The organism is Sphingomonas mesophila, from assembly GCF_003499275.1.
Classification (GTDB): Bacteria; Pseudomonadota; Alphaproteobacteria; order Sphingomonadales; family Sphingomonadaceae; genus Sphingomicrobium; species Sphingomicrobium mesophilum.
This window is the reverse complement of the sequence record NZ_QWDF01000001.1, coordinates 694290-713176: the sequence shown is the minus strand read 5'-3', so window position 1 is coordinate 713176 and position 18887 is coordinate 694290. Positions and strand designations below refer to the sequence as shown.

General features: G+C 68.7%; 20 protein-coding genes and 1 tRNA gene. 16 read left to right on the top strand and 5 right to left on the bottom strand.

Features of this window, described 5'->3' with window-relative positions; translation table 11 throughout:
- Nucleotides 1-3 precede the first annotated feature (3 nt).
- Genes topA through plsY form a run of 3 tightly spaced genes read right to left on the bottom strand, consistent with a single transcriptional unit; the run spans nucleotide 4 to nucleotide 4199 of the window.
- Nucleotides 4-2478, bottom strand: a complete 2475-nt coding sequence (gene topA / locus D0Z60_RS03720; RefSeq protein WP_118857007.1) for a type I DNA topoisomerase — start codon at nucleotides 2476-2478, stop codon at nucleotides 4-6.
- Nucleotides 2479-2529: 51 nt separating this feature from the next.
- Nucleotides 2530-3612 carry a DNA-processing protein DprA gene (dprA, locus tag D0Z60_RS03715; protein ID WP_240325527.1) on the bottom strand — a complete coding sequence of 361 codons (1083 nt, stop codon included), beginning with the start codon at nucleotides 3610-3612 and terminating at the stop codon, nucleotides 2530-2532.
- Entirely contained in the window at nucleotides 3609-4199 is a 591-nt protein-coding gene (gene plsY / locus D0Z60_RS03710; protein WP_118857006.1) for a glycerol-3-phosphate 1-O-acyltransferase PlsY, read from the bottom strand. Before plsY ends, dprA begins: the two co-directional genes overlap by 4 nt.
- A 121-nt stretch (nucleotides 4200-4320) precedes the next feature.
- Here plsY and murI point away from each other — a divergent pair, with 121 nt between their 5' ends.
- The 13 genes from murI to aguB all read left to right on the top strand — a co-directional run bounded on the left by murI (nucleotide 4321) and on the right by aguB (nucleotide 16049).
- On the top strand, nucleotides 4321-5100 hold the full coding sequence (gene murI, locus D0Z60_RS03705) for a glutamate racemase (RefSeq protein WP_118857005.1): 780 nt from the start codon (nucleotides 4321-4323) through the stop codon (nucleotides 5098-5100).
- A 73-nt stretch (nucleotides 5101-5173) separates the two neighbouring features.
- Nucleotides 5174-6394 (top strand): 5-aminolevulinate synthase, encoded by a 1221-nt coding sequence (hemA, locus tag D0Z60_RS03700; RefSeq protein ID WP_118857004.1) that lies wholly within the window; start codon nucleotides 5174-5176, stop codon nucleotides 6392-6394.
- On the top strand, nucleotides 6394-6672 hold the full coding sequence (locus D0Z60_RS03695; RefSeq protein WP_118857003.1) for a YdeI/OmpD-associated family protein: 279 nt from the start codon (nucleotides 6394-6396) through the stop codon (nucleotides 6670-6672). Before hemA ends, D0Z60_RS03695 begins: the two co-directional genes overlap by 1 nt.
- A 70-nt stretch (nucleotides 6673-6742) precedes the next feature.
- Nucleotides 6743-8614 (top strand): tetratricopeptide repeat protein, encoded by a 1872-nt coding sequence (locus tag D0Z60_RS11605; protein WP_162888062.1) that lies wholly within the window; start codon nucleotides 6743-6745, stop codon nucleotides 8612-8614.
- Between the two features lie 169 nt (nucleotides 8615-8783).
- The gene (gene rpiB / locus D0Z60_RS03685) at nucleotides 8784-9230 is read left to right on the top strand and encodes a ribose 5-phosphate isomerase B (protein ID WP_118857002.1); all 447 of its coding nucleotides are present in this window, start codon (nucleotides 8784-8786) and stop codon (nucleotides 9228-9230) included.
- A complete protein-coding gene (gene glyA, locus D0Z60_RS03680) occupies nucleotides 9231-10547 on the top strand; it encodes a serine hydroxymethyltransferase (protein ID WP_118857001.1) in 1317 nt (438 codons plus the stop codon).
- A complete protein-coding gene (nrdR, locus tag D0Z60_RS03675) occupies nucleotides 10547-11026 on the top strand; it encodes a transcriptional regulator NrdR (RefSeq protein ID WP_118857000.1) in 480 nt (159 codons plus the stop codon). The genes glyA and nrdR overlap by 1 nt, the downstream gene beginning before the upstream one ends.
- Nucleotides 11027-11045: 19 nt before the next feature.
- On the top strand, nucleotides 11046-12146 hold the full coding sequence (locus tag D0Z60_RS03670) for a TrmH family RNA methyltransferase (RefSeq protein ID WP_338056202.1): 1101 nt from the start codon (nucleotides 11046-11048) through the stop codon (nucleotides 12144-12146).
- Nucleotides 12147-12203: 57 nt separating this feature from the next.
- Nucleotides 12204-12650, top strand: a complete 447-nt coding sequence (locus tag D0Z60_RS03665; protein WP_118856998.1) for a hypothetical protein — start codon at nucleotides 12204-12206, stop codon at nucleotides 12648-12650.
- An 81-nt stretch (nucleotides 12651-12731) separates the two neighbouring features.
- Nucleotides 12732-13151 carry a hypothetical protein gene (locus tag D0Z60_RS03660; RefSeq protein WP_118856997.1) on the top strand — a complete coding sequence of 140 codons (420 nt, stop codon included), beginning with the start codon at nucleotides 12732-12734 and terminating at the stop codon, nucleotides 13149-13151.
- Nucleotides 13152-13315: 164 nt separating this feature from the next.
- A complete protein-coding gene (gene rpsD / locus D0Z60_RS03655; RefSeq protein ID WP_118856996.1) occupies nucleotides 13316-13930 on the top strand; it encodes a 30S ribosomal protein S4 in 615 nt (204 codons plus the stop codon).
- 192 nt (nucleotides 13931-14122) lie between these two features.
- Entirely contained in the window at nucleotides 14123-15100 is a 978-nt protein-coding gene (locus D0Z60_RS03650) for an agmatine deiminase family protein (RefSeq protein ID WP_118856995.1), read from the top strand.
- 100 nt (nucleotides 15101-15200) lie between these two features.
- Nucleotides 15201-16049, top strand: a complete 849-nt coding sequence (aguB, locus tag D0Z60_RS03645) for an N-carbamoylputrescine amidase (RefSeq protein ID WP_118858421.1) — start codon at nucleotides 15201-15203, stop codon at nucleotides 16047-16049.
- A gap of 13 nt (nucleotides 16050-16062) precedes the next feature.
- Here the strand turns inward: aguB and D0Z60_RS03640 are convergent, their stop codons facing one another.
- Nucleotides 16063-16752, bottom strand: coding sequence for a uracil-DNA glycosylase (locus D0Z60_RS03640; protein ID WP_118858420.1), 690 nt, complete (start codon nucleotides 16750-16752; stop codon nucleotides 16063-16065).
- Between the two features lie 98 nt (nucleotides 16753-16850).
- Between D0Z60_RS03640 and folK the strand changes: the two genes are divergently transcribed.
- From folK to D0Z60_RS03625, 3 genes are all read left to right on the top strand, one after another.
- The gene (gene folK / locus D0Z60_RS03635) at nucleotides 16851-17354 is read left to right on the top strand and encodes a 2-amino-4-hydroxy-6-hydroxymethyldihydropteridine diphosphokinase (protein WP_338056201.1); all 504 of its coding nucleotides are present in this window, start codon (nucleotides 16851-16853) and stop codon (nucleotides 17352-17354) included.
- 21 nt (nucleotides 17355-17375) lie between these two features.
- Nucleotides 17376-17451: transfer RNA gene (locus D0Z60_RS03630), tRNA-Lys, on the top strand.
- A gap of 301 nt (nucleotides 17452-17752) precedes the next feature.
- Entirely contained in the window at nucleotides 17753-18388 is a 636-nt protein-coding gene (locus tag D0Z60_RS03625) for a PilZ domain-containing protein (protein ID WP_118856993.1), read from the top strand.
- A gap of 38 nt (nucleotides 18389-18426) precedes the next feature.
- On the opposite strand, the gene D0Z60_RS03620 is transcribed toward D0Z60_RS03625, so the two are convergent.
- A complete protein-coding gene (locus D0Z60_RS03620) occupies nucleotides 18427-18840 on the bottom strand; it encodes a PilZ domain-containing protein (RefSeq protein ID WP_118856992.1) in 414 nt (137 codons plus the stop codon).
- Nucleotides 18841-18887 lie beyond the last annotated feature (47 nt).

The following is an 18887-nucleotide window of genomic DNA, read 5'->3' as shown; positions in this document are numbered from 1 at the left end:
CTCCTACTTCGCCTTGGCCTTCTTCGTCGGAGCCTTGCGCCGCCCACCCTTTTTGACCGGACCCTTGGCCGCCTTGGCGTCGATCAGCGCGATGCCCTCGTCCAGCGTCACCGCCTTCGGGTCGGCGCTCTTGGGCAGCGTGGCATAGGTCGTGCCGTCGGTGACATAGGGCCCAAAGCGCCCTTCCATCACCTTCAGCTCCTTGCCGCTTTCCGGATGCGCGCCGAGCACCGCCAGCGGCTCGCGCGCCGCCCCGCGCCGGGCCCCGCCCTGTGCGGCTTCGGCGAGCTTGGTCACCGCCGCGTTCATGCCCGTCTCGAGCACTTCGGCAGTCGACTGCAGCCGGGCATATTTGCCGTCGTGCAGCAGATACGGCCCATATTTGCCGATCGAGGCGGTGATCGGCTGTCCGCTCTCGGGATGAGTGCCGATCGTCCGCGGCAGCGCAAGCAGCGCTTCGGCCAGCTCGATCGTCAGCTCGCTTTGCGGCACGTCCTTGGGCAGCGAGGCGCGCTTGCCGTTGCGCTCAAGATAGGGGCCGAAGCGGCCGGTCTTGAGCTCGATGCCGTCGCCGATCTCGCTCGGCCCCTCGCTCGCACCGGCCTCGTCGCCCTGGCCGAAGCGCCGCGTGAACTTGCACTCGGGATAGTTGGAGCAGGCGACGAACGCGCCGAACTTGCCGCCGCGCAGCGCCAGTCGCCCGGTCCCGCACAGCGGGCATGTCCGCGGGTCGCCGCCGCCGTCCTTTTCCGGGAACAGATAGGGCGACAGAAACTCGTCGAGCGCCGCCGTCACTTCCGACGGCTTCTGCTCCATCACCTCGCCCGCCTTGGGCTTGAAGTCGCGCCAGAAGCTGTCGAGCAATTGCACCCAGCCCATCCGACCGCCGCTGACGTCGTCAAGCTCGTCCTCGAGCCCCGCGGTGTAATCGTAATTCACATAGCGCTCGAAGAAGCGCTCGAGGAACGCCGTCACCAGCCGCCCGCTCTCCTCGGGGATGAAGCGGTTCTTCTCGAGCCGCACATATTCGCGGTCCTTGAGCGTCTGCAGGGTCGCGGCATAGGTCGACGGCCGGCCGATGCCGAGCTCCTCCAGCCGCTTGACCAGTGACGCTTCGGAAAAGCGCGGCGGAGGCTGGGTGAAATGCTGGGTCGCCTCGACCCCGGTCTTGGCCGGCGCATCCCCTTCGCGAAGCTGCGGCATCCGCCCGCCGTCCTCGTCACTCTGGTCGTCGCGGCCCTCGTCGTAGAGCGCCATGAAACCGGGGAACAGCACCACCTGGCCGGTCGCCCGAAGCCTCGAACGCCCCGCCCCGTCGCTCAATTCGACCGTCGTCCGCTCGAGCCGGGCCGAGGCCATCTGGCTCGCCAGCGCGCGATTGTAGATCAGGCTGTACAGCCGGCCATGATCGCCCGATCCGGCGCGGTCCTTGCGGAAATCGGTCGGCCGGATCGCCTCGTGCGCTTCCTGCGCATTCTTGGCCTTGCTGGTGTAGTGGCGCGGCTTGTCGGGCAGATAGCCGGCGTCATAGCGATCGGCGACCGCCTTGCGCGCCGCGCTCACCGCCTCGCCCGCCATCTGCACGCCGTCGGTGCGCATATAGGTGATCAGCCCGTCCTCGTAGAGCGACTGGGCGAGCCGCATCGTGTGGCTGGCCGAGAAACCGAGCTTGCGCGCCGCTTCCTGCTGCAGGGTCGAGGTGGTGAACGGCGGCGGCGGGTTCTTCGACAGCGGCTTGGTCTCGACCGTCGCGACCGCGTAGCGGCCGTCCTCGATCACCTTCCGAGCCGCTTGCGCGGAGCCGCTGTCGCCGATCGTCAGCCGCTCGATCTTTTTCCCGTCGAGCTCGACCAGCCGGGCGGTGAACGGCGTCCCGTCGGCCTCGAACGTCGCCGCGACCTGCCAATATTCCTGCGCCCGGAACAGCTCGATCTCGCGCTCGCGGTCGACGATAATCCTCAGCGCGACCGACTGCACCCGCCCCGCGGACTTGGCGCCGGGCAGCTTGCGCCACAGGATCGGCGACAAGGTAAAGCCCACCAGATAATCTAGCGCGCGCCGCGCCTTGTAGGCGTCGATGAGGTCGCCATCCAGTTCGCGCGGCCGGCCCATCGCCTCGGTCACCGCCGACTTGGTGATGGCGTTGAACGTCACCCGCTGGACGTCGGCGGGGAGCAGCTTCTTCTTGCGCAGCACTTCCTGAACATGCCAGCTGATCGCCTCGCCCTCGCGGTCGGGGTCGGTCGCCAGGATCAGCGTATCCGCCTTCTTCGCCTCGTCGGCGATCGCCTTCAATTGCTTGGCCTTGTCGGGGTAGGTCTCCCAATCCATCGCGAAGCGGTCGTCCGGATTGACCGACCCGTCCTTGGGCGGAAGATCGCGGACGTGGCCATAGCTCGCCAGCACGCGGTGGCCCGGGCCCAGATACTTCTCGATGGTTTTCGCCTTGGCGGGCGATTCGACGACGACCAGCTTCACTTAAGTCCCCTCACATGTACGCGCGAGTGTCGAGCGGCGCTTTCGCGGCCGTCAAGCGGTCAGGCTGACCTTTCCCCCGGCGTGGCGGTCGAGCCGGCCGCCGAGGTCGAGCTCAAGCAGCACCAGCTGCACCTCGCCCGGCGACGCGCCCGATAGCCGGACGATCTCGTCGACCGGCGCCGGGCTCGGGCCGAGCAGCTCGATCACCCGGCAACGCACGTCCGCCGACGCATCGACCGGCGCCGGCTCGCCGGCCGCGAACGGCTCGCCCGGGCTGGCGAAATGCCCCGCCGGCCGAAGTTCCTCCATCACGTCGGCGGCGCTCTGCACCAGCGTCGCGCCGTCGCGGATCAGCTGGTTGCAGCCCTGCGCTCTCGGATCGAGCGGCGAGCCCGGCACGGCCATCACCTCGCGCCCCGCCTCGGCCGCCATGCGCGCCGTGATCAGCGATCCAGAGCGCGGTGCCGCCTCGATCACCACGCACGCCTGGCCCAGCCCGGCAATGATCCGGTTGCGGCGCGGGAAGTCCTTGGCGCGCGGCTCGTGGCCGAGCCGCCGCTCGCTGACCACCAGCCCGGTCTCGGACATGCGCTGTTGCCGTTCGCGGTTCTCGGGCGGGTAGAAGATGTCGACCCCGCCCGCCGCGCAGCCCACCGTTCCGCTGTCCATCGCCCCGTCATGCGCCGCCGTATCGATCCCCCGCGCCAGGCCGGAGACGACGACGATGCCCTCGCGCCCCAGCTCCGTCGCCAGCCCGCGCGCGAAGCGGCAGGCAGCGGCGCTGGCGTTCCTCGCCCCGACCATGCCCACCATCGTCCGCTCGAGCAGGCGCTGGTCGCCCTTGACGATCAGCACCGGCGGCGCGCTGTCGAGTTCGGCCAGCGCACGCGGATACAGCCCCTGCCCGACCGACAGGAACTTAGCCCCGAACGCTTCGACCGCAGCCACCTCGGCCTCCGCCTCCCGCGCGCTATACAGCACCGGTGGTCGCCCCCCGCCCCGCGCCGCAAGGTCCGGCACTGCCGCCAGCGCCGCCTCGGCGCTCCCGAACCGCATCAGCAATTGGCGAAAGGTGATCGGCCCGATGCCCTGCGACCGGACCAGCCTCAACCGCGCCAGCAGGTCGGCGTTCAAGCCGCCTTCGCTCCGACTCGCGGCTCGGTTCCGCGCATCAGCCGCGCGATATTCTCGCGGTGCCGCCAGATCACCAGCAGCGTGAACGCCAGCAGCATCGCCGCCAATTGCCGCTCGCCGAGCACCAGCGCGGTCACCGGAGCGCTCGCCGCAGCCGCCATCCCCGCCAGCGACGAGATCCGCGCCGCTACCAGCAGGCCGATCCACACCAGTGCGAACACCAGCCCGGCAATCGGTACCAGTCCGATCAGCACACCGAGATAGGTCGCCACGCCCTTGCCGCCGCGAAACTTGAGCCAAACTGGAAACATGTGCCCGATCAGCGCCCCCGCCGCCGCAAACCGCGCCGTTCCGGGCCACAGCGCCTCGGCGATCCACACCGCCGCCGCGCCCTTGGCGATGTCGAGCAAAAGCGTCCCCGCCGCGAGCGTCCGCGAGCCGGTACGGAGCACATTGGTCGCGCCGATATTGCCCGACCCGATGTCGCGAATGTCGCCCTTGCCCCCCAGCCGCGCCAGCACCAACCCGAACGGGATCGATCCGAGCAGATAGCCGAGGACAAGGGCAAGAGCGGCGTCCAGTGTCATCGCCACTTGCTAGCACAGCAATTGCGGCGGGCAACTTCGTCATTGCGAGCGGAGCGAAGCAATCCAGCTAGGTACGCAATCTGGATTGCTTCGTCGCTGCGCTCCTCGCAATGACGATCGAATGAACCCCGACGCCCCCCTCCTGTTCTTCGATTCCGGGGTCGGCGGCCTCAGCGTGCTCGGGCCCACCCGCGCCCTCATCCCCAACGCGCCGATCGTCTACGCCCCCGACAGTGCCGCCTACCCTTATGGCACCAAAAGCGAAGCCAAGCTCGCGGCCCACGTCCCAGTCCTGCTCACCCGCCTAGTCGAGCGCTTCGCCCCGCGGCTCGTCGTCATTGCCTGCAACACCGCCTCGACCATCGCGCTCGACCACGCCCGCGCCGCGCTCGCCATCCCGGTCGTCGGCACCGTCCCGGCGATCAAGCCCGCGGCCGAGCTGTCGCGCAGCCGGGTGATCGGCGTGCTCGGTACCGAGGCGACCGTCCGCCAGCCCTATGTCGACGACCTTGCCGCCCGCTTCGCCGCCGACTGCACCGTCGTCCGCCACGGCAGTGCCGCGCTGGTCGAACTCGCCGAGGCCAAGCTGCGCGGCCGCGCCCCCGATCCGGCCGCCATCGCCGCAGCCATCGCCCCGCTGCTCGACGCCGCGCCCGGAATGGACGTGATGGTCCTCGCCTGCACCCATTTCCCGTTGCTCGCCGACGAACTCGCGGCCGCCGCGCCGGGCGTCCGCCAGGTCGACGGCGCCGCCGGGATCGCCCGTCGCATCGCCCACCTGACCCGCGGCCAGCCCTGGCCCGAGCGCCCGAGCGGCCAGGCGGTCTTCACCGCCGAGCCCGATCCGGCCCTCTTCCCCGCCCTCGCCCGCTTCGGCCTCTCGCGCGTCGCAACGCTCTAGCCGCGCTGTTGCGAGTCGTTCGCTCTGGCCTTCGCGTCCCGCCCGCGATAAAGGCGCGCCAGAGAGCGACACAGTGGATTACGACAGCATCTTTCGGGCGGCGATCGATCGCCTGCACCATGAGGGCCGCTACCGGGTCTTCATCGATATTCTGCGCACCAAGGGCAATTACCCCAACGCGCAATGCTTTCACGGCCACAACGGCCCCAAGCCGATCACCGTCTGGTGCTCCAACGACTATCTCTGCATGGGCCAGCACCTCGCGGTCATCGAAGCGATGGAGACCGCGCTCCACGAGGTCGGCGCCGGCTCGGGCGGCACCCGCAACATCGGCGGCAACACCCACCTCCACGTCCAGCTCGAGGACGAGCTCGCCTCGCTCCACGGCAAGCAGGGCGCGCTGCTGTTCACCTCCGGCTACGTCTCCAACGAGGCCGCGCTGTCGACTCTCGGCAAGCTGCTCCCCGGCTGCGTCATCCTCTCGGACGAGCTCAACCACGCGTCGATGATCGCCGGCATCAAGAGCTCGGGCTGCGACAAGCGCGTGTTCCGCCACAACGATCTCGACCATCTCGAGCAATTGCTGCTCGAACTCCCCGCCGAGGCGCCCAAGCTCATCGCCTTCGAAAGCGTCTATTCGATGGACGGCGACGTCGCCCCGATCGCCGCGATCTGCGACCTCGCCGACAAGTACGGCGCGCTGACCTATCTCGACGAGGTCCACGCGGTCGGCATGTACGGCGCGCACGGCGGCGGCATCTCCGAGCGCGACGGAATCGCCGACCGGGTCACCATCATCGAGGGCACGCTCGGCAAGGCGTTCGGGATCATGGGCGGCTATGTCGCCGCCGACCGCGCGATCATCGACTGCATCCGAAGCTACGCGCCGGGCTTCATCTTCACCACCAGCCTGTCGCCGGTGCTGGTCGCCGGGGCGCTCGCCAGCGTCCGCCACCTCAAGGTGTCGAGCGAGGAGCGCGACGCCCAGCAATCCGCCGCCGCCGCGCTTAAGTCCAAATTCGCCGCCGCCGGCCTGCCGCTGATGGACAGCGAAACGCACATCGTGCCGCTGCTCGTCGGCTGCCCGGTCAAGGCCAAGCGCATCAGCGACATCTTGCTCGCCGAATACGGCCTCTACGTCCAGCCGATCAACTTCCCGACCGTCCCCCGCGGCACCGAGCGCCTGCGCTTCACGCCCGGCCCGAAGCACAGCGAGGCGATGATGGACGAACTGACCGGCGCCCTCGCCGAGATCTGGGACCGGCTCGAGCTGGAACTGCGCCGGGCCGCGTGATGGCCGTGGCGGCGTCCCCCGACTTCCGCCACCCCCTCCCCGACGAACTCGCCGCAATCCTCGACCGCGACTCCGAGCTCCGCGCCAAATGGGATTCGCTTACCGATCTCGGCCGCAACGAGTGGATCTGCTGGACGATCTCGCCCAAGAAGCAGGACACCCGCGACGCCCACCTCGCCCGGCTCCAGGCGGAGGTCCGCGACGGCAAGCGCCGCCCCTGCTGCTGGCCCGGCTGCCCGCACCGCCGGGCGTCGGCGGCAAAATGGCTCGCCCGGTGAAATTCGCCTAGGCAAATTCCTGATCCGTGTTAGCGTCGCCCGTTGGCTCCTCGCGTGAGGCGGCCGGCGTGTGGGGGAGATCGTCATCGCAGCAGCTGCCGAGACCGCCAAGCGGCGCCCGCGGGCGAAGCGCGAGCGCGCCGCCGAGAGCGACAATCCGGTCGAGATCGCGATGGTCGCCGCCTCGTCGGGCCGGCCGCTGCCCGACGCCGCCCGCAACGTCCTCGAAAAGCACGCGCTGCTGATTGACTGCCAGGCCGAGCTGGCCAAGGCGCAGACCGTCGAGATCCGCCTGCGCCACGTCGGCGAGCGGGTCCGCGCGGCGATGTGGGCGAGCCTCGCCATCCTCGCCTTCCTGCTCGTCGCTTTGGTCATCTCGGTGGTCGTCAAGGCGGCGCGCTCCGACGCGTTGATCGTCCAGGGCTTTCGCGTGCCGCCATCGCTCGCCGCCACCGGCCTCACTGGCGAGGTCGTCGCCACCCAGGTCCTCGACAAACTCGCCGAGCTCCAGGAAAATTCGGAATCGACCCGCGCCGCCTCGACCTACGCCTCCAACTGGGAGGACGAGCTCAAGATCGACATCCCCAATACCGGCGCCACAACTGACCAGGTGTGGAAGCTGCTCCGCGGCTGGCTCGGCAAGGAGACCCGAATCACCGGCGAGGTCATCGAGACCGGCGCCGGGCTCGCGCTCACCGCCAGGGTCGGCGCAATGCCCGGCCGCCGCTTTGTCAGCGAGACCCGCAGCCTCGACGAGCTGGTGACCCGCGCCGCCGAGCTGATCTACCGCAGCTCGCAGCCCTATCGCTACGCGATCACCTTGCCGATCACCGATCCGGTCAAGCGCAAGGAGCGCCTCGAGCTACTCCGAGAGCTGACCGCCGACCCGTCCGAGCTCGAGCGCAAATGGGCCTATAACGGGCTTGCCGTCGTGCTTCGCGAGGAAGGCGACTTCCGCGGCTCGCTGGCGATGATCGACAAGGCGTTGGCGATCGATCCCGAGATGGTGCCCGCAACCGGCAACCAGGCGACGATCTACCAGCTGCTCGGCCAGGACCAGAAATACGTCGAGACGATGAAGCGCCAGTACGCCCTGCCGCTGAACGAGGAATATGACCGGCGCATCGTCGAGGCCAATAACTGCCTGTCACGTGCTCGGCTCGGCAGTGTCACCCGCAGCATTGCCGATCTCACCTGGTCGCTGGAATGCCTTGAGCGGACCGGCGCGTTCGTCAATTCGACCTATTACACGCAGGCCCAGCTGGCACTGATGCGGCGCGACCCGCAAGCGCTGGCGGCGGTTACCTATCCCGATACAAACCCGCTCCTTAAAAACCTGAATGCGGCGTCCTATGACCTCAGTCGGGCGCTGCTCGACCGCGTTCCGGCCGATCTTGCGACATCGCTCGCGCGCTACCGCGCCGCGCTGGCCGCTTATTCCGCCACCGCGCCGACGCCTTATTATCGCGCCACCTTACCGACCTTCGGCTGGCCGGCGGAAGCCGAGGCGCTGTCGGCGTTAGGCCGTCACCGCGAGGCAGAAGCGCTGATCGCCCGAACCCCGCTCGACTGCTACGATTGCCTGCGCGTTCGCGGCCACGTCGCGCGCGGCATCGGCAATCGCGCCGCCGCCCAGTCGTGGTACCTCAAGGCCGCCGGGCAGGGCCCGCGCCTCGCCCCCGCTTTCCTCGACTGGGGCCGGCTGCTGCTCGATTCCGGCCGGCTGCAAACGGCCGAGGTCAAGCTGCGCGAAGCGGCGCGGCTGGCGCCGACCTGGCCCGACGCGCGCAAATATTACGGCGACGTCCTCGCCCGCCAGGGCAAGCGCCGCGAAGCCCTCGCCGAATACGCCGCCGCCACCCGCCTTGCCCCCAAATGGACCGAGCTCCAACAAGCCCGCGCACGGCTCCAGCGCAGCCCCCCACCGTCCCCCCGCGCCTGACCGGGGCCGCCTTCTTCCGCTGCCCCACCCGTCACCCCGGGCTTGACCCGGGGTCCGCCTGCTTCTTCCTCCCACCTCCCCGCCCACCGGACGCAACTCACCCAATCCCCCCAACCGCGCCCCAGCACACCCTCTGGCGAATCCTCCGCGCTTGGCCTACCCGTCGCCTATGCGCATCGCTCTTGCTGCCGACCATGCCGGATACATCCTCAAGGACGAGCTAGCGGCGTGGCTTCGCGATCAGGGCCATGAGGTCACCGACCTCGGCACCAACAGCGCGGAGAGCGTCGATTATCCGCAATTCGGCGCACGCCTCGCAACCGCGATCGCGGAGGGCAAGGCGGAGCGCGGCATCGCCGTATGCGGTTCCGGCATCGGCATCTCGGTCGCGGTCAATCGCAATCCTGCCTGCCGCTGCGCCCGGGTCGACGATCCGCTCTCGGCCCGGCTCGCCCGCGAGCATAATGACGCCAACGTGCTCGCGCTCGGCGGCCGGCTGATCGGCGCCGACATGGCGCGGGCCTGCGTTGCGGCCTTCCTCGATACCCCATTCGCCGGCGGTCGCCACCAGCGCCGGATCGACCAACTCTCCACCCTTCTCGAGGATTCCGACTAGATGGCCAGCGTTGCCGAAAGCCCCCAGGACCTGACCGACATCCAGCCGCTCGGCTTCTTCACCGAGCCGCTCGCCGCCGCCGATCCAGCCGTCGCCGCGGCGATCGCCGCCGAGCTGGAGCGTGAGCAGACCCAGATCGAGCTGATTGCGTCGGAAAACATCGTCAGTCGCGCCGTGCTCGAGGCGCAGGGCAGCGTGTTCACCAACAAATATGCCGAAGGCTATCCCGGCCGCCGCTATTATCAGGGCTGCCATCCCTCCGATCAGGTCGAGCAGCTCGCGATCGACCGCGCCAGGCAATTGTTCGGCTGCGGCTTCGCCAACGTCCAGCCGCATTCCGGCGCGCAGGCCAATGGCGCGGTGATGATGGCCTTGCTCAAGCCCGGCGACACCATCCTCGGCATGAGCCTCGCCGCCGGTGGCCACCTCACCCACGGCGCGCCCCCGGCGCAGTCGGGCAAATGGTTCGACGCGGTCCAGTACGGCGTGCGTGAGGACGACCATCTGGTCGATTTCGACGAGGTCGAGCGGCTCGCCCGCGAGCACAATCCCAAGCTGATCATCGCCGGCGGCTCGGCCTATCCGCGCCACCTCGACTTCGCCCGCTTCCGCGCCATCGCCGACAGCGTCGGCGCATATCTGATGGTCGACATGGCCCACTTCGCCGGGCTGGTCGCGGCGGGCGAGCATCCCTCGCCGTTCGGCCACGCCCATGTCGTCACCACCACCACCCACAAAACCTTGCGCGGCCCGCGCGGCGGGATGGTCCTGACCGATGACGAGGCCATTGCCAAGAAAATCAATTCCGCGGTCTTCCCGGGCCTTCAGGGCGGGCCCTTGATGCACGTCATCGCCGCCAAGGCGGTCGCGTTCGGCGAGGCGCTCGAGCCCGGCTTCAAGACCTACGCCCAGGCGGTCATCCGCAACGCCCAGGTAATGGCCGCACGCCTCAAGGAACGCGGCGCCGATCTCGTCGCTGGCGGCACCGACACGCACCTTGCCCTGGTCGACCTGCGTCCGCTCGGAGTCACCGGCAAGGACGCCGACGAAGCTCTCGAGCGCGCCGGCATTACCTGCAACAAGAACGGAGTCCCGTTCGATCCGCTGCCGCCGATGAAGACCAGCGGCATTCGCATCGGCTCGCCGGCCGGAACGACGCGCGGCTTCGGCGAGGCCGAGTTCAAGGACATCGCCGACATGGTCGCCGACGTGCTCGACGGCGTGGCGAAAAGCGACGGCGCCGGCGACCCCGAAATCGAACAGTCGGTCCGCGCCCGGGTCCGCGCGCTCTGCGCCCGCTTCCCCATCTATCCCTGATGCGCTGCCCGTTCTGCGCCCACGACAATAGCCAGGTGAAGGACTCGCGGCCGAGCGAGGACGGCACCACCATCCGCCGCCGCCGCGAATGCGTCGGCTGCGGCGCCCGCTTCACCACCTTCGAGCGGGTCCAGCTGCGCGAGCTCACGGTGGTCAAGCGCGACGGCAAGCGCGAGCCGTTCGACCGCGAGAAGCTGCAGCGCGCGATCGGCCACTCGACCCGCAAGCGCGACATCACCGCCGACCGCATCGACCAGCTGATCAGTGGCGTCCAGCGCCAGCTCGAGACCCGCGGCGACGAGGTCACCAGCGCCCAGATCGGCGAGGCGGTGATGGCCGGCCTCAAGGCCCTCGACCACGTTGCCTACATCCGCTTCGCAAGCATCTACCGCGACTTCTCCGACCCCGCCGACTTCGCCGAATTCGCCGAACGAGTCGAACGCGAAAGCGTCCCCCCGGGCCAGGACAAGCTGCTGTAAAGTGCCGTTCTGGACCTACATGCTGCGCTGTGCCGACGGCAGCTATTATGTCGGCCATACGGATGATTTGGAACGTCGGATTGGGGAGCATCAGACCGGCGCGACGAAGGGCTACACCTTCCGGCGTCGTCCGGTGGAGTTGGCATGGAGTCAGGATTTCACGACTCGGGCGGAGGCGCTTGCGGCCGAGCTTCAGATCAAGGATTGGAGTCGTGCCAAAAAGGAAGCTTTGATCCGCTCCGATTGGGCCGCCGTCAGTCATTACGCTCTGCCGCCAACACGGCGTTCTCGACTTGATGTCTCGACAAGCTCGACATCCGCTCGAACCGAACGGACTGAGGAAAGCCCTCCCCATTCCGTTCGTGTCGAGCCAGCGTCGAGCGAAGTCGAGACGCGTCGTCGAGACAATAAACCCGTCATCGTCCTCGTCCGCCCGCAGCTCGGCCAGAACATCGGCAAGGCCGCGCGCGCAATGCTCAACTTCGGGCTCACCGAGCTGCGTCTCGTCGCGCCGCGCGACGGCTGGCCCAATCCCGACGCCGGCCCAGCCGCCTCCGGCGCCGATTCGGTGCTCGCACAGGCACAGGTCTTCGCCACCACCGCCGAAGCGATTGCCGACTGCGGCCAGGTGTTCGCCTCGACCGTCCGCCGTCGCGATCTCGTCATGCCGGTCGTCGGGCCCGAGGCAATGGCGCAGTCGATCCGCTCCACTCCCGGCCGCTCGGCGATCCTGTTCGGCCCCGAACGCTCCGGTCTCGCCACCGAGGACGTCGGCCTCGCCAGCGCGATCGTCACCGTCCCGATCAACCCCGAATTCGGCAGCCTCAACCTTGCCCAGGCGGTGATCCTGCTCGCCTACGAATGGTCGCGCGGAGCCGACCTCGCCCAGCCGCCGCTCAAGGATTCCGAACCGCCCGCACCGATGGCCGAACTCGAAGGCCTCGTCGGCCAGCTTGATGGCGCGCTGGTCGACGCCGACTATTTCCACCCGCCCGAGCGCGCCGCGGCGACCCGCGCCACGATCCGTACCATCCTCACCAAGCCCGGCTGGTCGAGCCGCGAGGTGAAGGCGATGCGCGGCATCGTTCGTGCCCTGGTGGCTCCTCGCCGCGGTCGCTGACCGCTTTCACCACGCCTCGCAAAGTGGTATCTTGCGCAGACCTCGAGGAGGTGCGCCATGCTTAGCACGATCACGCTTGCGGCGATGTTGGTCGCGGTATCCGGGGATTCGCCGGCAACGATCCCCGCCTCGCCCGAGGCGGCAGCAATGACTTGCCGCGACATGGCGATGAGCAGCAGCCGGCTGGACCGGGTCAAGGTCTGCAAGTCGAAGGAGGAGTGGCGGCGGTGGGACTTGTGTCACACTTCCGTGCCGCGTCAGTGCAGCCCGAAGAAGGCGACCGTCGGCGTGGCCGGCTTGGCGCCTAGCGAAAAGCTGATCTGCAAGACCTTCAGGGAGACCGCGAGCCGGATCGGCCAGCGGCGGTTTTGCGCAACGCGGCGCGAGTGGGAGCTGGTCGCGCTCGAATCCCGGGATGCCATCCAAGATCGGCAGTCGCAGTCGATGTACGCGAGAACGCAGACGATTTTCCGCAACCCTTCGGACGGAAGCGGACCTCAATAGCGCGGCGACGCTGGGCGGGTTCCAACTTGATCTGCATCAGCCTATCATCGCCTTGTCGCGGCCATCGGGAAGGAAACCGTCATGCTCGATCTGATCCTCGCTTCGCTCATGTCGGCTGCGGTCAGCCCGGCGGCGCCCGCGGCGGCGAATCCGGCCGCTCCGGCCAAGAGCGAGACGCGCTATTGCCGCGAAATGGGCAACGCCAGCTCGCGCATGTACGCGATCAAGATCTGCAAGACCCGCGCCGGCTGGAAGCGCTATGATGCCTGCAATTCGTCGGTGACGCGCTACTGCACGCCGCGCAACAAGGGGCGCGCCACGGCCTTTGCGATGAACGACGACAGCCGGATCATCTGCCGCACGGTCTCGGTCACCGGCACACGGCTCAAGCAGCAGCAGGCCTGCCTGCCCAAGCGCGAGTGGGACCGCATGTTCCAGGAAGCGAACGCCTCGGTGTTCAAGCGGATCATGGAACATTCGACCATGGTTCCGAACCAATAGGCCGGAACCTTCCGCCGCTCACTCGGCTTGACGCTTCGCCTCGCGCCAGCTAGGCGCGCGCCTTCGCAATTGATCCCGCACGTCCGGTGAAGCGGTGATCGCGCCAGGCTCCATGCCTAGCGGTGCGGTCCGGACATGAACGCAAGCGAATTGGAGAATTACTGATGTCGAAGCGCTCAAGCGCCAAGTACAAGCTCGACCGCCGCATGGGCGAGAACGTCTTCGGACGGCCCAAGAGCCCGGTCAACCGCCGCGAATATGGCCCCGGCCAGCACGGCCAGCGCCGCAAGGGCAAGATGTCGGACTTCGGCATCCAGCTGCGCGCCAAGCAGAAGCTCAAGGGCTATTACGGCGACGTCACCGAGAAGCAGTTCAAACGGACCTTCGTCGAGGCTTCGCGGATGAAGGGCGACGCCAGCCAGAACCTCATCGGTCTGCTCGAGCGCCGCCTCGACATGGTGGTCTATCGCGCCAAGTTCGCGCCGACCATCTGGGCCGCCCGCCAGCTCGTCAGCCACGGCCACATCCGGGTCAACGGCGTCAAGTGCAACATCGCCAGCCGCCGGGTCGACATCAACGACGTCATCGAGCTCGGCCCCAAGGCCAAGGAAATGGCGCTGGTGATGGAAGCGCAGAGCCTCGCCGAGCGCGACATCCCCGAATATGTCGTCGCCGACGGTACCGACAAGGTCACCCTCGCGCGCGTTCCGACGCTCGACGAAGTGCCCTATCCGGTGCGCATGGAGCCGAACCTCGTGGTGGAATTTTACTCGCGTTAAGCCACCGAGCGCAGTGAGGCCGGCGCGCAGCGTCGCCCGAACAGCGCGAATAGATGGCGAACGCCGGCCAGCGGGGCGCGGCAGCGATCCCGACTGACGTCACGGATTCACTCCGTGACGGCTGGTCCGAAAATGATAGAGGGCGGCCCGCGAGGGTCGCCCTTTCTCGTTTCGAGCGTTAGAGGCCCCGCCATGACCACGCCCCCACTCCCCGAATGGGCCCCGCACGAGGCCGTGTGGATCGGCTTTCCGAGCCACGCCGACCTGTGGGAGGACGACCTCGCCCCGGCCCGCGCCGAAGTCGCCGCCTTCGCCGCCGCGGTCCATGCCGTCGGCAAGGGCGAGGAAGTGCGCCTCGTCGCCGCGAATGACGAGGCTGCCGCCGAAGCCCGCCGCCTCGCGCCCTTTGCCACCGTCCTCGTCGAACCGTTCGGCGACATCTGGCTGCGCGACACCGGCCCGATCGTCACCGGCAGCGGCGCCGACCGCCGCCTCGTCGGCTTCGGCTTCAACGGCTGGGGCGGCAAATATGATCTCGAAGGCGACGTCAAGATCAACCGCCGCCTCGCCGCATCGGCCGGCCTGCCGTTCGCCAAGACCGACTGGATCCTCGAGGGCGGCGCAATCGACGGCGACGGCAGCGGCCTCATCGTCACCACCGAGCAATGCCTGCTCAACCCCAACCGCAACCCCGAGCTGACCCGCGCCGACATCGAGCAGCGCCTCGCCCGCGATCTCGGCGCCACGCGTATCGTCTGGCTCGGCGACGGCCTCGCCGGTGATCACACGGACGGCCATGTCGACAATCTCGCGCGCTTCGTCGCGCCTGGCCGGGTGGTGATCCCCGAGGCGGAGCCCGACGACCCCAACGCCGACGTCTATGCCGACGCCGCCGAGCGCCTGCTCGACGCCGACCTCCACGTCACCGCCATCCCCTCGCCGGGCCTGCTGACCGGCGACGACGGCACCCCGATCGCCGCCTCCTACGTCAATTTCTACATCGGCAACGCGGCGGTCGTCGTCCCGCTGTACGGTGCGCCCAACGACCAGGCGGCAATCGAATCGCTCCGCCCGCTCTTCCCCGACCGCGAGATCATCGGCCTCCGCGCCGATCACATCCTCACCGGCGGCGGCAGCTTCCACTGCATCAGCCAGCAGGTGCCGGCGTGAGCGCAGACCCGTCGCCCCAGCGCAGGCTGGGGCCCATGTCCTTGAAACTCTCCGCCGCCGGGATGACATGGATCCCAGCCTTCGCTGGGATGACGAACCGATGACCAACCTCACCGTCGCCGCGCTCCAGCTCGCCTTCACCGACGACACCGCCGAGAACATCCGCAACGTCTCCGACCTCGTCCGCGAGGCTGCCGGCAAGGGCGCCCAGGTCGTCCTCCCGCCCGAATTGTTCGAAGGCCCCTATTTCTGCCGGGTCGAGGACGAGGAGCTGTTCGCCACCGCGCGCCCGGCGGCCGAGCATCCCAGCGTCACCGCCATGCAGGCCCTCGCGTCCGAGCTCGGCATCTGGATCCCGACCAGCTTCTTCGAGGCCGACGGCCCGCATCATTACAACAGCCTGGCGATGATCGGCCCCGATGGCGCCATCGCCGGCGTCTATCGCAAGAGCCACATCCCCGACGGCCCCGGCTACGAGGAGAAGTTCTACTTCCGCCCCGGCAACACCGGCTTCAAGACCTGGCCCGCCGCCGGCACCAGCATCGGCGTCGGCGTATGCTGGGACCAATGGTATCCCGAAACCGCGCGCGCGATGATGCTGATGGGCGCGCAGATCCTGTTCTATCCGACCGCCATCGGCACCGAGCCGCACGACCCCGAGCTCGACACCTCGCGGCTATGGCGGCGGGCGATGATCGGCCACGCAGTCAGCAACGTCGTGCCCGTCGTCGCCGCCAACCGCATCGGCAACGAGCACGGCCAGATCTTCTACGGCCACAGCTTCATTTGCGACGAGCGCGGCGACATTCTCGCCGAATTCGGCCGCGACGAGACCGGCGTGCTGGTCGCCACCCTCGACCTCGCGGCCGCCAAAAAACACCGCGCCGCCTTCGGCTTCTTCCGCGACCGCCGGCCCGAACTTTACGGGCGGCTCACCGAGGACAAATAAAGCACCAAATCGTTCATCCTGAGCGGAGCTGAGTGGCCCGCTCGAACACGCTTTCGAACATCGCCGCGTCGAGCCGCCGCGTGTTCTGGTTGTAGCGCGAGCAATGGTAGCTCGACAGCAGCACTCGCCCGTCCGCCGCAACCGCCTCCGCGCCATGCGCAAACTTCACCGCCGAGGGCCTCATCCCCAGCGCCCGGGCCGCCGCGACATGGGCGATCTGCCCGAGCGCGACCAGCACCCGGACCGTCGGCAACACCGCCAGCGCGGCCTCGAAAAAAGTGCGGCAGGTGGCGATCTCGCCCGGCTCGGGCTTGTTCGCCGGCGGCAGGCATTTGACCGCATTGAGGATCACCGCGCCCTTCAAGCGCAGCCCGTCGTTCGGATCGGCGCCATAAACCCCCTCGGCCAGCCCGAACTTGAGCAGCGTCGCGTAGAGCAGCTCGCCCGCGAAATCGCCGGTGAACGGCCGTCCCGTTCGGTTGGCGCCATGCTTGCCCGGCGCCAGCCCGACCACCGCCAGCCACGCCCCGGGATCGCCGAACGCCGGCACCGGCGCGTTCCACCACAACGGATGCTGCGCCCGGCACTCCCCCCGAAACGCCACCAGCCGCGGGCACATCGGACAATCGCGCGGCGCCTCGGCGTCAGGGATTGGGGATAGGTCGGCAGGGGTGGCGTGCACAAGGGTGCTTCGATACGGCATTTCGACTTCGCTCAATGCCTACTCAGCATGAGCGGGTAAAGCTAAGCCGCTCATCCTGAGTAGCGACTGAGCAGGCCGAAGGCCGGTCGAAGGCGCGTATCGAAGGACGCATTCTGGCACAGCCTCACCTCTACGCCATCGGCATCGGCTCGAACCGACCGCACGGCCGCTACGGCCGCCCTCCGGCGGTGGTCGCCGCGGCGATCGCTGAGCTCGACCGCGCGTTCGGGCTGTTCGACGCCTCGCCGATCTTGGTCAATCCGGCCGCGGGCGGCGCCGGGCGCGATTTCGCCAATGCCGCGGCGCTGGTCGAAAGCGCGCTCGAGCCCGCCGCGATGCTCGCCGCCCTGAAGGCGATCGAACGCGCCTTCGGGCGCCGCGGCGGCCGGCGCTGGGCACCCCGCGTGCTCGATCTCGACATCCTCGCCTGGAGCGGCGGCCGGGTCCGCTCGCGCCGCCTGATGGTCCCGCACCCGCTGCTCGCCCACCGCCAGTTCGCGCTCGGCCCGCTCGCCGCGATCGCGCCCGGCTGGCGGATCGCCGGGCCCCTCACCGCCCGACACCTTGCCCACCGCCTTGCCCGCCGCCGCGCACGCGGCTAAGCGCACCGCCACCCCATGCGCGGGCCGTTAGCTCAGTCGGTAGAGCAACTGACTTTTAATCAGTAGGTCGCTGGTTCGAACCCAGCACGGCTCACCACCCCTGCGGGGCAGGGGTGGGGAGACGTGCTCGGCTCACCATCGGCGCCGGAAAGGCAATCGTCCGGGGGACGATTGCAGGCGCCGATCCCGAAGCGAAGCGAAGGGGCCGGGGGCATGCTGGGGAGGCGTGCTCGGCTCACGTCGTCCATGCGCGGCAGGATTAGAGAGCCGTGCTCGGCTCCCATCACGCGCCCCGCCCCAAATCCCACCAAGCTGAAGCGAAGTGCAACCAAGCGGTAACGCTTTGCGCCCTAGCCTTTGGGCCTGGACGCAAGCGTTTCGTGCAGTCGGAGTTGGGAATGGAAGATCTGTCGCTCGAAACCACCAGTTTCTCGCTCGACCGCGAGCCGCCGGCGCAGCCCGACCGGCGCGAGGGCAAGCGCCATTTGACCCTGTTCCGGGTCGGCGTGATCAGCGTCGACGATCGCCGCGAACTCTGCCTGATCAAGAACATTTCGGCGGGCGGCATGTCGATCCGCCCCTATTGCGTGCTCGCCGCGGGCGAACGCGTGGTGATCGAGCTCAAGTCGGGAATGTCGGTCCCGGGCGTCGTCGCGTGGACCGACGGCGGCAGCGCGGGCATCGAGTTTGACGAGCCGGTCGAGGTGCTCGACATCCTCGCCGCCGCCAACGACCGGCCGCGCCCGCGCATGCCACGTATCGCCATCGATTGCTTCGCCACCGTGCGCGACGGCGCCAACGTCCACCGCCTGCGCGTGTGCGACATCTCGCAGGGCGGGGTGAAGCTCGCCGGCGAGGTGGCGATCGACGCCGCCAACGATCTCGCGGTGACCCTGCCCGGCCTGCCGCCGCAGCCCGCCGCGCTGCGCTGGAACGGCGGCGGCCACCTCGGGATCACCTTCAACCGCCTGCTTCCCCTGGCCGAGCTGGTCGAGTGGCTGCGCGCCATCCGCGAGCAACCGCGCGCCGCCTGAGCGCCGCGCTCCTCCCAGCGATGTAACCGTTTGCGCCGTCAGTCCGCGATGTGCGGCAGCGGCGTTCCGAAAATCCAGTCCTGCGCGATCTTGCGCTCGCCGGCGCTTAGTTCCTGGCCGCGAAGCCGCGGGCGGCGATGGTCGGTCGCCGGGCGCGGCGTCGGCCTCGGTACGTGGCGAAGCACCGACTCCGGGTCGAGCGGGCAATCGAACGCGATCCCGGCGCGCTTGCCTGCTGCCCACGCGACATGGCCCGCCAGCGTCAGCTCGCCCTTCAGGAAGCGCACCACCGTCCCGACCGGCGGCAGGCCCGCCGCCTCGACCAGCGCGCCGTCCTTCGACAGGTTGCGCAGCTTCACCGGGATGCGCGCGCCACCGCTTTCGACCGAGGCCGCCATCAAGACATTGGAGCGCCGCGACCGGCGGTTCTGCGATTGGCTGCTCTCGTCCATGCCGCTGAAAATAGCAGCGCGAGGTAAAATCTTCGTTTAGGTCCGGC